The sequence below is a fragment of the Chryseotalea sp. WA131a genome (assembly GCA_025370075.1).
Taxonomy (GTDB): Bacteria; Bacteroidota; Bacteroidia; order Cytophagales; family Cyclobacteriaceae; genus ELB16-189.
This window is the reverse complement of record CP073016.1, coordinates 112,156-126,458: the sequence shown is the minus strand read 5'-3', so window position 1 is coordinate 126,458 and position 14,303 is coordinate 112,156. Positions and strand designations below refer to the sequence as shown.

The following is a 14,303-nucleotide window of genomic DNA, read 5'->3' as shown; positions in this document are numbered from 1 at the left end:
ATTTCCGTTATCTGGTATAAAACATCTCCCCAATCTTCTCCATATCAAACAAAACTCCTTCTTGTGAATTGGCCAAGAAAGCAATAACGATGTCATCGTCCGGATAGATAATTAAATATGAACTGCTGCTCAACATATCGCCTGCGTGGTACCAAATGCGATGGCCATTCTTATCCTTCCCAATGTACCAACCCATTCCATAGTCAGTTACCTTATTCCATGAAGTAAATTGTGTTTCAAATAGCTTTTTGGTCAGCGTGGGATTGAGCGTATTACCATATAATAATTCATTGCCAAATTTTACTAAATCTTCGGCTGTTGATAAAAGTCCACCGCCTGGGTACTTGTAGCTAAAATCACCATAGTTATTCTCTTCTCCCGTGGCGTCATAAAACTTACTTCTTTCGGAAATGTTTTTGGTGTTGTCATCACCACCCGTATTCATCATTGCCATTGGCTTCCATATATGTTCCTGCATGTAATCCAAATAGTTTTGGCCGCTCGCGCCTTCAATCACGGCTCCAATCAAATTCCAACCAAATGTAGAATAGTGGAATTGTGAGCCAGGCTTAAACAGCAAGCTATCATTTTCAAAAATCTTGATAGCTTGAGTGGCCGTTTCATAATGTTCGGTACGAACTAAGTCGCTCAAGTCATTTTCGTGGTAATCTCGAATACCAGCCAAGTGTCCAGCCAGTTGGCGAGTAGTAAATGAATATTTCTTCAATGGAAATGAAGGAATGTATTTTTGTATAGGCGCATCCAAATCCAATTTATTTTCAGATAACAGTTTTATCAGCGCGGCCGAGGTTACCGCTTTTGATACACTGTTGATGCGAAAGCGAGTGTTAGGGGTTACTGGCAGTTTGTTTTCAACGTCAGCCAATCCAAACCCTCGCGATAGTTTTATTTTGCCTTTTATGCTTACGCAAAGCTGCAAACCATTTACGTTTGATTCGCCTAAAAAATTGTTGCAATCTTCTATGGCGGCACATGCCGCACTGCTTTCTTGGCAAGGCTTTTCTGGCGCGATAGTGGAAACTGCTTGGGAGGCTGGAGGCTGGTTGCTCACCGTTACAGTGGCAGCTAAAGTCCCGCGCACTTTTTCCCACTTGTCAAAGCTCGTGTTTCGAGTAAAGCAGCTATATAATTTGCTGGCCGCTTCGCCCGGAGCTATTCCAATAAATGTTCCGGGCAAGTCAATACCACTCATCCCCACTCGCTGCCGCACTTGCTTTTTACCCTCAAAGACAACCGTGTCAATGCGCAACCGGTCGGGGTGCTTTTTGATAAAGTCTTGGTAGCCTTTTGCAACCTGGGCTCTATCGGTTTTGGTAAGAATTTGCTCAAAGGCGATAAAGAAAGGTTCCTTGATTAGATACTGAAATTCAGAAAGGTCAAACGTCAACCAACCATTTCGCATGGTCGATTCAACTACAACGCTTTTTTTTAGAAGGTCTTCATCAGGCGATTTTGTAATTTTATCAACTGAATACAGCCGAACGCGCATTTTGAAGGCTGGCAAATTGTTTCTGAAAATCCGGATGCTTGCACTTTGTAAGTAAACTGGAAATGAAAAGCCTTTTTGTACGGGATTTTTGTTTTCAATCAAGAGAGCCGTTGCCGAACCTGCATAAATCGTGTCGGTTTCAAGTGTTCCCCCTCGCGACTTTCTATTTCCCAATTCAAACGTTTTGTTCTTTTCTTTTTTTGAGGTGACGGTGACTTCGTTCAATTGTGTAACGTGTTCCTTCAAATAAACGATGACGTCTTTTGTGAGAAATGATTGAATCGGAATACTTCTTTTACCATACCCAATTCCAGAAAAACGAAGCGTGTCTTTCAAATTGAGTTGGGGCACTTGCAGTGAGAACGAACCATCTTCGTTGGAAATCGTCCCGAACCCGGTGTTTACTATTCCAACATTGACGTAGGCAATAGGCTTCTGATCCGTTTGACTGACTACTTTTCCTTTTACGGTAATTTGTGAATACCCCAGTTGAATGCTGAGAAGTATCGTAAAGGCGATTTTGAACATTTTACCTGGAGTTTACTGATTAGTGGGATGAGGAAAGCATACCAAATAGTTCTTTGATCTCGAAGAAAAATCACATAAAAAAACAAAGGCACAAAAACGTTGACGTCTTTGTGCCTTTTTGCTAAAAAACTAATTCGTTATTTCCCCAACTTCTCCAATACTTCCATCACCTCCGTCACATGCTGGCGGCTGGTTTCCAAGAGCGCTTTCTCTTCGGCATTCAACTCCAATTCAATCACTTTTTCGATACCGTTTTTGCCCAAGATTACGGGCACGCCCAAGTAACAATTTTTGATCCCGTATTCGCCATCTAGTTGCATACATACAGGCAACACTCTGCGTTGATCGCGCACAATTGCTTCCACCATTTGTGCGGCAGCCGAGCCCGGGGCATACCACGCAGACGTGCCCATCAGTTTTACCAACTCACCACCGCCTACTTTGGTGCGCTCAATAATGGCGTTCAATTTATCTTTCGCAATCAATTCCGTTACCGGAATGCCGCCCACAGTAGTGTAGCGAGGAAGTGGCACCATTGTATCGCCATGGCCACCCAACAACATCGCTTGAATATCTTTAGGGGAAACGTTCAACGCCTCGGCCAAAAAAGCACGATAACGGGCCGTATCCAAAATACCCGCCATACCCATCACGCGTGTGCGTGGAAGTTTGGAAGTAATGTGTGCTTGGTACGTCATCACATCCAATGGATTGGACACTACAATAATGATGGCATTGGGTGAGTACTTCACCACATTTTCGGTTACCGACTTTACAATTCCTGCATTGGTGCCGATCAAGTCATCGCGCGTCATGCCGGGCTTGCGCGGCAAACCAGAAGTGATCACCACCACTTCTGAATTGGCAGTTTTTGCATAATCGTTGGTCGAGCCAATGGTACGGGTATCGTACAAATCAATGGGCGCTTTTTGCCAAATATCCAATGCCTTGCCTTCAGCAAAGCCTTCGCGAATGTCTACCAACACAATTTCGTTGGCAATTTCTTTGTACGCCAATACATCGGCACAGGTGGCGCCTACATTACCAGCACCTACTACAGTAATTTTCATGAAATGATCTGTTAAGTTATGGGAGTTGTTTGAAAAGTATCTAATGCTATCCGGGCAAATTCAGGGTGCAAATCTAAATTTAAAATCCACAATCTAAAATGAAAGAATTGGTAGTTTCATCGGTAATTTTATAGCGGTCGTCAATGCGTTGGCCTACCACCCAAACAATCTCTCCCCTGCTTTCAATAACGGTAGCCTGTTCTTTATCAGCCAAGGTCAATTTTTCGTCAATAAAGTAATCGCTCAGCTTCTTTTTCTGCTTCATGCCAAGCGGTTGAAAAGAATCTCCCGGCTTCCATTTTCTCCATTTCAATGGGAAGGTTAACTTAGAAACATCCAAGCTCGCAGCATTTTTTGCTTTCGAAATGTTAGGTAGAGATTCGGACCAAACCGAAAGATTCAAACTTCCCAGTTGGTAATGGTTGGCTTCATTCGTGATAAAAACTTCTTCTGCGTTAAAGAACTTATAAAGGATGATTTCTGTTCGATCGATCACGAGGCCATACCTTTCGGCACTGAATTTCTTGCCCGATTGCCCATCCAGCGATTTTATAATGTCTTCGCATTGGGCGAGGTTAAACCCATACTCTTTGATGAGCGCATACAAAACCGATTCAGGATGCGCCAGTGTTTTTAATCCCAATTTAGAAAGGTGAATTTCATTGCCCTTAACCACTTCATATTGCTGCTTCCATTGCCTTAACCCAATCTGCGAAAGCACTTCGGTGCCTTGCAATTTTGTAATCGACCGAACAATAGACTCCGCAAAAGAAGGATTGAGTTGTTTTAATCGAGGCACTACCTGGTGTCGGATAAAGTTGCGTTGATAGTCATCGGATGCGTTGCTCTGATCTTCGCGCCAAGCGATGCCTTTCGCAGCTGCGAATTCTTCAATGCTTTCGCGTGAAGCAAATAAGAGTGGACGGATGATATTTTGGTTCTGAACCTCAATACCCGTTAGCCCTTCGATGCCCGCACCTTTTGTTAGGTTTAACAGCACCGTTTCCACGGAATCATCTGCATGATGGGCGGTGGCAATCCAATCAAACTTTTCTTGGTTCGCCACCTGTTCAAACCAGTGGTACCGCAGCTCGCGGGCAGCCATTTGGGTAGAGATGCCCTTTCTGGTGGCATAGTTATTGGTTTCAAAGCGCTGGCTATAAAAATAGAGCCCTAATCGGCTACACCAATGGCGAACAAATTCTTCATCTCCATCCGATTCAATACCGCGCAATTGAAAATTGGCGTGGGCAACACGTATTTGATAACCCGCTTCTTGAAACAAATGCATCAGCACCATCGAATCCAATCCTCCGCTTACGGCCACAAGAATTTTATCGGTAGCTTTGCACAGTTTTTTTTGCTCAATATGTTGCTGAAAGGCTTGAAGCACACACAAAGGTAAACGATGATTAGAATGATTGACTTGATTACCATGATTTTTGTAGGTGCTATTTTGAATTTTACGATTTTGATGAAATGATAGTGGCTACCTCTATTCACACAATATTCAGATGCCTTCGAGTATTTATGCCTAACCAGCGATGCGGGTACAAAAAACTGGGCTTACTAATGGTGGCAGCGCTGTTGGCATTGCCAGCTTTCTCCCAAAAGAAAATCAACCTCAAGAAAGCCAACACCGCCTACGGTAGTTTAAAAGACGGCCAGCGGTTCGATCGGTTGGTGGGCGATGTGGTGTTTGAACAAAATAATACCACCATCTATTGCGACTCTGCACATTTTTACAAAGTAAAAAATGAATTGAATGCCTTTGGCAATGTTCATATTGTGGATGGCGATTCAGTTGATATTACGGCAAAGGGCCTCGCCTACGATGGCAATACCAAAATCGCCAAGCTCAGAAAAAATGTAGTGTTTGTAAAAAAAGGGCTGGCCACTCTTTACACCGATTTTTTGGATTACTACCGCTTACAAAATGAGGCCCGCTATTTTAACGGTGGCAAACTGGTAGACACTACCAACACGCTTACCAGTTGGAAGGGCTATTATGATGTAAACACCAATTTGGCTTCTTTCAAAAAAAATGTAGTGGGTGTCAACGAAGACAATACCCTAGCCTCCGACACGCTGCAGTACAATTCCAAAACACGCATTGTTTATTTTAGAGACTCTACCACCGTTACGGCCAAAGACGGAAAAACAGCAATCTACGTAAGTGGTGAATACAACACTATCCAAAAAGTATCACAGTTAGAGAGAGGGCTGTTTGAAACACCTACCTACCGGATGAAGGGCGACCAAAATTTTTTAGACGACAAACGAAAACTCTACCGGTCCAAGGGGCGTGTGGCCATGACCTCCAAAGAAGATAACATGACGATTTATGGTGACGATGCCTTTTATGATAAGAAGAAGGGCATCTCAAAAGTGTACGGTCATGCATACCTCGCAAAGGTGGATGACGATGGCGATACACTTTTTTTGTCTGCCGATACACTCACTTCGGTAGAAAGTGTTGACCCCAAAAAGAAACGCCTGTTGGCTTATCATCACGTAAAGATTTTCAAAAGCAACATGCAAGGCTCGGCCGATTCGCTCGTGTATGTCAATTCAGACTCCACACTCTATTTTTATCGAGATCCCGTTTTATGGAGCGATGGAAACCAGATGACAGCCGACTCCATTCGGGTGCTGCTCAAAAACAAAAAGATAAACCGCATTTACATGGTCAACAACTCGTTTGTGATTTCGCAAGACTCGATGCGGAACTTTAACCAAATCAAGGGCAGACTCATGACTTCTTACTTTGAGGGGAAAAGTATTCATCATGTAGTTGTAAAGGGCAATGGCGAAAGCCTCTATTATGCGTTGGAAGAAAAAGACGTTTTAAAAACTGATAGTCTATTAGTAAAACTGCTCATTACGATGGGCATGAACAAAATGATTTGCAGCAACATGCGCATCAATTTCAAGCAAGGCAAAGTGAACAATGTGAGCTTTTATGTAAAGCCCGATGCCAAGCTCATACCGGTGCATGAACTGAAGCCCGATGACGAGACGCTAAAAGGCTTTGTCTGGCGAATTAAAGATAGACCCAGAAGGAATGAGGTGGTGAAAAAAAGGAAGGCATAACGATATGATAACATCCAAAATTGTATCACATCTGAACTTTTTTAATTCTTTTGTGTAGAATTTCAGTTTTTTTTGATACTTTTCAATTGAAAAGTGTATTCAATCAAAAAATCTGGAAACATGTTGAAACACAAATGAAGCGATTGACCTTTTTTGGTTTTTTTTTAGTGTGGGGATGCCAAGCTTTCTCACAGAGCTTCGAATTATCTGAAACTGCCGAACATTATCAAATTTCGCCCAACCAAATTCTCCGCATTCCGCTCCGCTTAAAGAATACAAGCGACAAAGCGCAGATTTACACGGTACGGGTAACAAAAAATGACTTAGGTGATACGCAAAAAGGGTATTTCTGCTTCGGTAATAATTGTTTGGACGCTACTGTAGAAGAATTTTCTAGACGCCTAGAACCTAGCGAAACCCTTGCCGACCTTAGCTATTCTTTTGAAAGTGGCATGCAAGCAATGCAGTCTGCTATTAAAATCGAAGTTTTCCCGAAAGGATCCCATACCGAAGTGGTTGAGCGACCTGTCTCTTTGGTAGTAGAAGAAAAACCAGGGAGATCATTCATCTTTCAATCGAAAGAAATCACCATACAAGATGTGTACCCCAACCCTGTGCAAGACCAGGCCATTATTGAATACAAGCTTCACCACGAAACCTCCAAAGCAAAGATTGTTTTGCACAATGTGCTAGGCAAGCCCATGGGGGATTACGAACTTCCGAGCACGGAAACCAGGGTAAAAATCTCTGCCGATGAATTGGTGCCTGGGATTTATTTCTATACTGTTTACTTAAACAACAGCGGCATCCTTACCCGCAAATTAGTGGTGAGGAAATAGCCCGGTCCAATGCGCTATTATTTTTAGTAGTATCGGAACAATCTACTGTGATTAAAGTCTGCTTTTGGTTTGTTGCTAAAGTTCCGTATCAGTAGCCCTTTATGGCTAAAATAAAGAGCCCCTAGCCCTAATTCCATAATGACTTTCTGGATTTGCCCAATGGCCAAGTTCTTCTATCTTTGCGACACTTTTTTAAGCCCCTGTTTGGTAATGGGGCGAGAATTATAAACCTAAAAACCTGTATGCAAAACCTATTGTATGTATTGCCCTTCTTCGGAGTGCTGGGCTTGTTGTATGTTATTTGGAAAAGTGCCTGGGTAGCCAATCAAGATGCCGGCACGGACAAAATGAAAAAAATAGCCGGTCACATTGCCGAAGGCGCTATGGCTTTCTTAAAAGCAGAATACAAAGTGCTGATCATCTTTGTAGCTTGTGTGGCAGTTCTTCTGGCCGTTACGGCCAACGGCACCACTTCATCTCCCTTGGTAGGTGTGTCATTTGCGTTGGGTGCGTTTAGCTCGGCTTTAGCAGGATTTATAGGTATGAGGGTGGCTACCAAAGCTAACGTACGCACCACCAATGCGGCTAGAACAAGTTTAGGCAAAGCGTTGGAAATAGCCTTTGTGGGTGGCTCGGTAATGGGCATGGGTGTAGTTGGTATTGGCGTGTTGGGTTTAAGCATTCTTTTGATTGTGTATGGAAATATGTTTGGCTTGGATACGCAAGAAAATGTAACGAGAGTAATCACCATCATTACAGGATTTTCATTTGGAGCATCCTCTATCGCATTGTTTGCACGTGTGGGTGGAGGTATTTATACAAAAGCTGCTGATGTAGGTGCAGACTTAGTGGGTAAAGTAGAAGCTGGCATCCCTGAAGATCACCCATTGAACCCTGCAACGATTGCCGATAACGTGGGTGACAATGTGGGTGATGTGGCGGGTATGGGTGCCGATTTATTCGAATCGTATGTAGGTTCTATTGTTGGTACGATGGTATTGGGAGCTGCGTTTATGGTACCTGGCTTCAGCGATAATTTCAATGGACTTTCTGCTGTGTTGCTGCCATTAGTACTGGCAGGAGTTGGTATTATCATGTCGTTCGTAGGAACGTTCTTCGTAAAAGTAAAAGAAGGTGGCGATCCGCAAAGAGCATTAAACATGGGCGAGTTTTCTTCGTCTATTGTGATGATCATTGCTTCGTATTTTATTATCACGTGGATGCTTCCGGCAGAGTGGACGTATAACGATTTGCTTTACAGAGACGCAGCCGGTAATCCAACTGTTCGAACCATGACCGCGTTGGGTGTATTTTGGGCAACCATCATCGGCCTTGTGGGCGGTGTGCTCGTTGGCTTGATTACTGAATATTACACAGCTATGGGCAAGAAACCGGTGCTTTCCATTGTCAGACAATCTTCTACCGGTGCGGCTACTAACATCATCGCAGGCTTGGGAGTAGGCATGATGTCAACCATGCTGCCAACGTTAGTGATTGCATTCTCTATCATCGGTGCTTTCTACTTTGGTGGATTGTACGGTATCGCTATTGCAGCGGTAGGTATGCTTTCAAATTTAGGTATTCAATTGGCAGTGGATGCATACGGCCCTATATCAGACAATGCCGGTGGTATTGCGGAAATGTCTGAGCTTCCCAAAGAAGTTCGTCAACGCACCGATAAATTAGATGCTGTTGGTAATACTACTGCTGCCATTGGTAAAGGTTTCGCGATTGCATCTGCTGCGCTTACCGCGTTGGCTTTGTTCGGTGCATTTATGACTACGGCTCAAATCAATTCGATTGACATATCGAAGGCAAACGTAATGGCAGGATTGTTCATTGGCGGTATGTTGCCATTTGTATTCTCGGCCATGGCAATGGGCGCGGTAGGTCGTGCAGCCATGGCTATGATTGAAGAAGTGAGGAGACAATTCAATGACATTCCTCTTCTGAAAGCGGCCCTTGCCGTAATGAAGAGAAATGGTGATAAAGACATGAAAGATTGGTCATCAGAAGACCAAAAAACTTTCCATGATGCAGACGGTTCTGCCGAGTATGGCAAGTGCGTGGAAATTTCTACCAAAGCTGCGTTGAAAGAAATGGTGCTTCCAGGTTTGATGGCCGTGATTGTACCAGTGGTGATTGCTTTCCTTCCTGGTTTCGGGGTGGAAGCCCTTGGCGGGATGTTGGCAGGTGTAACCGTATCGGGTGTTTTGATGGCAATTTTCCAATCAAATGCGGGCGGTGCATGGGACAATGCCAAGAAGAGCTTTGAAGAAGGCGTGGAAATCAACGGCAAGATGTACTACAAAAAATCGGAGCCACACAAAGCAGCCGTTACTGGCGATACGGTAGGCGATCCATTCAAGGATACTTCTGGCCCTTCGTTGAATATTTTGATCAAGTTGATGTCTATTGTGGCATTGGTGATAGCCCCATTGTTGGTTAAATCAGAAAAACCAACTGCTAAAAATGAAGTGAAACCAACCATTGAATCTGTAATCAAAGTGGAGGAGCCTTCCGCTCCTGCTCACTAATCGTTTTGCTTAGATACAAAAAAAGAGAGACTGTCTGATAAGGGCAGTCTCTTTTTCATTATTGACAACACCGAAGTAATACCAAAAAAATGAAAATTGGCATCGTCACCTGCAGCGATTACCCTCACCTTACCGAGCCCGAAAAAACGTTGATTTCACTTTTGGCAAATCACGGTATAGAAGCCGTACCCCTGGTATGGAATGACACCTCGATCGACTGGAAAAACTTTGACTGCCTTTTGCTCCGCTCCATTTGGGATTATCACTTGCATGTTGAAATTTTTTTTGAATGGTTGGAGATGGTAGGGAAAATTCAAGTGCCAATATTCAACCCACTTTCAATTGTCAACTGGAATCGGCACAAGTTCTATCTGGAAGAATTGGAGAAACAAGGCGTTAGAATTATTCCTACCATTTTTATCAAAAAGACGAACAGCTTCTCCTTGAAAGAATTAGCCATCAAGGGTTGGGACAAAATCGTTATTAAGCCTGCTGTGTCTGCCAATGCTTTCTTGACGGAATCTTTCTCGATCAATGAAATCAACCAAATAGAAGCCAAGTACAAGCCAATTGCCAAAGAGAGAGACTTATTGGTTCAATGCTTTATGTCAGAAATACAAACCACTGGTGAAGTCTCATTGATCTTTTTTGATAAAAAATATTCTCACGCAGTATTGAAAAAAGCTGCCCATGGGGATTTTCGAGTACAGGCCGATCATGGAGGGACTACCCTTCCTTTTAGCCCAGATCCATCCATGATTGCCACCGCACAACGTATCCTATCGTACATAAAAGAAGATTTGCTTTATGCGCGGGTCGATGGAGTTATCCGTGATGGCGAATTTATTTTGATGGAATTAGAGCTGATTGAACCCGAGTTGTTTTTTCACTACAGCCAAGGGGCAGCAGAACGATTTGCGGAAGCATTTTTAAATCTCAAAAATACCCTAACTTTCCCTTCCCAAATTTAACCAACCCATGAAGCAATATCTTTTTGGACTGTTTTCTATCCTATTGGTGACCTCCTTACCTGCCCAGACCATTACGGGCAAATGGAAAAGCATTGATGATAAGACGGGCGAAGTAAAATCCATCGTAGAAATTACAGAACGAGGTGCAAAGCTATTCGGTAAAATCATTAAAATTTTCCCCAAGCCCAATGAAGATCAAGACCCGGTGTGTACTAAATGTCCAACCGAAGATGATCGCTACAACAAAAAAATACTGGGCATGGAAATCATTCGGGATATGAAAAAGGACGATGATGAGTATACGGGAGGCCACATCCTAGATCCGGAAGTCGGCAAAATCTATCGGTGCAAGTTATGGATTGAGGAAGGAACCCTTAAGGTAAGGGGTTACTTAGGCCCCTTTTTTCGTACTCAAACTTGGCAACGAGTGCCATAGCACGTTTCATCGGAAAAATTCCGACATTCAACCCTTCATTAATTATCTAAACGTTAATCTAAGGTTACCACACGTGGCACTACGAGTATTCAAAACAAGTTCGCAAATAGACGAGAAGGAAATCTTCGATCGGATACAAAAAGGGGACGAAAAAGCCCTAGAAATTATCTATAAGAAGTACTATCGGATGATGACCAAACTGGTAATCACCAATAGTGGAACGGAAGAGGAGGCTCGCGATGTTTACCAAGATGCACTAGTTGTATTCTGGCAAAAGGCACGATCCGGCAACTTGGTTCTCACCTCCAAAATGAGCACTTTCATCTACAGTATTTGCCAAAATCTGTGGCGGAAAGAATTGGATAGAAAAAAGCGGTTGTCAAACGAAGAAAAGGATACGCCTACTTCCATTGACATGGATAGCCCCGAACGAGAAAAGATAATGGCCAAGTGCCTCGATCAATTGGGCGAAACCTGCCGAAAAGTATTGATGTATTATTATTTTGATGAGATGTCAATGCAAGAGATAGCCGAGAAACTGGGCTTTGCGAACACCGATACCGCCAAAACAAAAAAGTATAAGTGCAAACAAAAGCTGGATGAATTGGTGAAAGCGCAGTATAGTGAACAGGATTTTTTAGATTAAACAGGCATGAACAATTTTGAATCAATAGATGATTTTTTAACCAACCGCCTAGGCGCGCCAGAGAAAGCTGCTTTTGAAAAAGAGTTGGACACCAATACGGCACTTAAAGCCGAGGTGGCCATACAAAAGTTGGCGATTGAAGGCGTGAAAAAAGCACGTGCAGCAGAATTAAAAGCCATGTTGAACAATTTGCCTTTGGGCGCAAGTGTTTCCATGGAGTGGTCTGCATTAAAGATTGCTGCCGGCATTGTGGGTGCAGGTATTTTGGTTGCCGGTTTGACTTTTTACTTTAAAAGTAATCAAGCTTTAAACCCCACCAATTTTTCTTCCTCTATTGAAGATTCATTAAACCAACCTGATAACACTACCAACGCACCTGAAGAAACGCCTTCTCAACCAAATCAAGAAAACATTTCTCCAGGAGAAGAGCCAAAGAAAGAGGCTGCAAAAGAAAAAGCAGAAAAAAAAGAGACAGAGAAAAAAGCAAACAATCATTCCGCGGAAGCGGTAAAGCCAAAAATTGAGATGGTAGACCCTACACAAGAATTGGCTGAAAATTCTACAGCAGAAAAAAATACAGCGGGTGAAAATAAAAAGGCACTTGTGTCCGTTTCTCATATATTGGTAGAAACCGATGCGACCAATAAAAAATATGGATTTCACTATCAGTTTAGCCAAGGGAAGCTACACCTGTATGGAAATTTTGATAAAGGACTATACGAGATCTTAGAAGTGAATGGAGATAGCCACACCGTGTTTATGTATTACAAAGAATTGTATTACCTACTAGATGAAAAACAATTGGCCATTACCTTGTTAGAGCCAATCAAAGACAAGAAATTACTTTCGAAGCTGAAGGAGTATCGCGGCCGCTGATTGTCAATTTCTTGAAAGGATTTTTTGGGTTTATGTTTTCGGGTTGAAACCCTCTCCTGCCAGAGAGGGTTTCTTTTTTTGGAAGTTTTATAATGGCACCACCCTCCTTGATTTATATCGATCCGTATCAACTCTTTCTCTTATCTTTGCGGCTCATTTTCAAAAATCATGATTGCAGCTAACAACATCTCGCTTCGCTTTGGCAAACGCATTTTATTTGATTCCGTTAATTTACGATTTACCGAGGGCAATTGCTACGGGGTAATTGGTGCTAACGGGGCGGGCAAATCTACCTTTTTGAAAATCCTTTCCGGGGAAATTGATCCCACCAGCGGGCATATCAGTGTAGACACCGGCAAGCGCATGGCAGTGCTAAAACAAAATCACTACGAGTTTGATGATATCCCGGTGTTGGATACGGTGATGATGGGCCATCAAAAATTGTGGAAGTTGATGCAGGACAAAGATGCTATATATGCCAAGCCTGATTTTTCGGAAGAAGATGGCGTGAAGGCATCGGAAATGGAAGCCGAGTTTGCCGAAATGAATGGATGGAACGCTCAATCGGATGCGGCTGCATTGCTAAGTGGTTTGGGCATTGTAGAAGAAGACCATTACAAATTGGTGAAAGAACTTAGTGGTAACCAAAAGGTGCGCGTGCTGTTGGCTCAAGCGATTTATGGCAATCCTGATATTTTGATTTTGGACGAGCCTACCAACGACTTGGATTTGCAAACGGTGGGATGGCTAGAAGATTACTTATTGGATTTCAAGAATACAGTGATTGTGGTTTCGCACGATAGGCACTTTTTGGATACTGTTTGTACGCACATTGTGGATGTGGATTTTAGTGCCATTAAATTATACACAGGCAATTATTCGTTTTGGTATCAATCCAGTCAATTAGCAGCATCACAGCGTGCATCGGCCAACAAAAAAGCAGAGGAAAAGAAGAAAGAGTTAACAGAATTCATTTTACGCTTCAGCGCAAACGTTTCTAAATCGCGGCAAGCTACCAGTCGTAAAAAATTGTTGGAGAAAATTAATGTGGATGACATCCAACCATCGAACCGAAAATATCCTGCCATTATTTTTCAGCAAAAAAGAACAGCAGGCGACCAGATTTTGCACGTAGAAAATCTTTCGTGTGTACAAAATGGAAGCACGCTTTTTAAAGGTCTCGATTTTTTTGTAAATAAAGGAGATAAGATTGCTTTCCTGAGCAAAGAAAGTTTAGCGATTACTTCGTTGTTTCAGATTTTGGTGGGTGAGTTAAAAGCCACTAGCGGAAAATTTACTTTCGGGCAAACGATTACCAATGCCTATCTGCCTTTGAACAATGAGAGCTTTTTTCAATCGAACGATAATTTGATTGATTGGCTGCGCCAGTTTGCCGATGATGAAAATAAAGACGAGGTGTACATCCGGGGATTTTTAGGCAAAATGCTTTTTAGTGGCGAAGAGGTTTTTAAAAAATGTACAGTGCTATCGGGTGGTGAAAAAATGCGCTGCATGATTTCGCGCATGATGATGCCTGGCGCCAATTTGCTGGTGCTTGATGAGCCCACCAACCATTTAGATCTTGAATCCATAACTTCGTTCAACAATGCATTAAAAGATTTCCCGGGAACAGTTTTGTTCACTTCGCACGATCATGAGTTTACCCACACCGTTGCAAATCGAATCATCGAAATCACACCCAATGGGTTTATTGATAAATTGATGACGTATGATGAATACATTGAAAATGATAAGGTGGCACAACAGAAGGAAGCTCTTTACGCATAACGAATACGC

Annotated in this window: 11 protein-coding genes; 8 read left to right on the top strand and 3 right to left on the bottom strand. The window is 42.8% G+C overall.

The window, feature by feature from the left end; genetic code table 11:
* Positions 1-7: 7 nt before the first annotated feature.
* From KA713_00565 to tilS, 3 genes are all read right to left on the bottom strand, one after another.
* Entirely contained in the window at positions 8-2,038 is a 2,031-nt protein-coding gene (locus KA713_00565) for a serine hydrolase (protein UXE67130.1), read from the bottom strand.
* Positions 2,039-2,175: 137 nt separating this feature from the next.
* On the bottom strand, positions 2,176-3,108 hold the full coding sequence (gene mdh / locus KA713_00560) for a malate dehydrogenase (protein ID UXE67129.1): 933 nt from the start codon (positions 3,106-3,108) through the stop codon (positions 2,176-2,178).
* A gap of 79 nt (positions 3,109-3,187) precedes the next feature.
* The gene (gene tilS / locus KA713_00555; protein ID UXE67128.1) at positions 3,188-4,501 is read right to left on the bottom strand and encodes a tRNA lysidine(34) synthetase TilS; all 1,314 of its coding nucleotides are present in this window, start codon (positions 4,499-4,501) and stop codon (positions 3,188-3,190) included.
* Between the two features lie 137 nt (positions 4,502-4,638).
* Here tilS and KA713_00550 point away from each other — a divergent pair, with 137 nt between their 5' ends.
* The 8 genes from KA713_00550 to KA713_00515 all read left to right on the top strand — a co-directional run bounded on the left by KA713_00550 (position 4,639) and on the right by KA713_00515 (position 14,294).
* Positions 4,639-6,201 carry an Organic solvent tolerance protein OstA gene (locus KA713_00550; GenBank protein ID UXE67127.1) on the top strand — a complete coding sequence of 521 codons (1,563 nt, stop codon included), beginning with the start codon at positions 4,639-4,641 and terminating at the stop codon, positions 6,199-6,201.
* Positions 6,202-6,335: 134 nt separating this feature from the next.
* Positions 6,336-7,040 (top strand): T9SS type A sorting domain-containing protein, encoded by a 705-nt coding sequence (locus tag KA713_00545; GenBank protein UXE67126.1) that lies wholly within the window; start codon positions 6,336-6,338, stop codon positions 7,038-7,040.
* 242 nt (positions 7,041-7,282) lie between these two features.
* Positions 7,283-9,577, top strand: coding sequence for a sodium-translocating pyrophosphatase (locus KA713_00540; GenBank protein UXE67125.1), 2,295 nt, complete (start codon positions 7,283-7,285; stop codon positions 9,575-9,577).
* Between the two features lie 89 nt (positions 9,578-9,666).
* Entirely contained in the window at positions 9,667-10,548 is an 882-nt protein-coding gene (locus KA713_00535; GenBank protein UXE67124.1) for a hypothetical protein, read from the top strand.
* 7 nt (positions 10,549-10,555) lie between these two features.
* Positions 10,556-10,984, top strand: a complete 429-nt coding sequence (locus KA713_00530; protein UXE67123.1) for a DUF2147 domain-containing protein — start codon at positions 10,556-10,558, stop codon at positions 10,982-10,984.
* A gap of 106 nt (positions 10,985-11,090) precedes the next feature.
* On the top strand, positions 11,091-11,630 hold the full coding sequence (locus tag KA713_00525; protein UXE68984.1) for a sigma-70 family RNA polymerase sigma factor: 540 nt from the start codon (positions 11,091-11,093) through the stop codon (positions 11,628-11,630).
* 6 nt (positions 11,631-11,636) lie between these two features.
* Positions 11,637-12,506, top strand: coding sequence for a hypothetical protein (locus KA713_00520; GenBank protein UXE67122.1), 870 nt, complete (start codon positions 11,637-11,639; stop codon positions 12,504-12,506).
* A 168-nt stretch (positions 12,507-12,674) separates the two neighbouring features.
* Positions 12,675-14,294: an ATP-binding cassette domain-containing protein gene (locus KA713_00515; GenBank protein UXE67121.1), complete on the top strand. Its 1,620-nt coding sequence runs from the start codon at positions 12,675-12,677 to the stop codon at positions 14,292-14,294.
* The last annotated feature ends 9 nt before the right edge of the window (positions 14,295-14,303 follow it).

What these genes read in the sequence shown, in the direction of transcription:
- KA713_00515 (UXE67121.1), top strand. Translation starts at nt 12,675, where the DNA reads ATGATTGCAGCTAACAACATCTCGCTTCGCTTTGGCAAACGCATTTTA.
- KA713_00520 (UXE67122.1), top strand. Translation starts at nt 11,637, where the DNA reads ATGAACAATTTTGAATCAATAGATGATTTTTTAACCAACCGCCTAGGC.
- KA713_00565 (UXE67130.1), bottom strand. Translation starts at nt 2,038, where the DNA reads ATGTTCAAAATCGCCTTTACGATACTTCTCAGCATTCAACTGGGGTAT.
- KA713_00535 (UXE67124.1), top strand. Translation starts at nt 9,667, where the DNA reads ATGAAAATTGGCATCGTCACCTGCAGCGATTACCCTCACCTTACCGAG.
- mdh (UXE67129.1), bottom strand. Translation starts at nt 3,108, where the DNA reads ATGAAAATTACTGTAGTAGGTGCTGGTAATGTAGGCGCCACCTGTGCC.
- KA713_00545 (UXE67126.1), top strand. Translation starts at nt 6,336, where the DNA reads ATGAAGCGATTGACCTTTTTTGGTTTTTTTTTAGTGTGGGGATGCCAA.
- KA713_00540 (UXE67125.1), top strand. Translation starts at nt 7,283, where the DNA reads ATGCAAAACCTATTGTATGTATTGCCCTTCTTCGGAGTGCTGGGCTTG.
- KA713_00530 (UXE67123.1), top strand. Translation starts at nt 10,556, where the DNA reads ATGAAGCAATATCTTTTTGGACTGTTTTCTATCCTATTGGTGACCTCC.
- KA713_00550 (UXE67127.1), top strand. Translation starts at nt 4,639, where the DNA reads ATGCCTAACCAGCGATGCGGGTACAAAAAACTGGGCTTACTAATGGTG.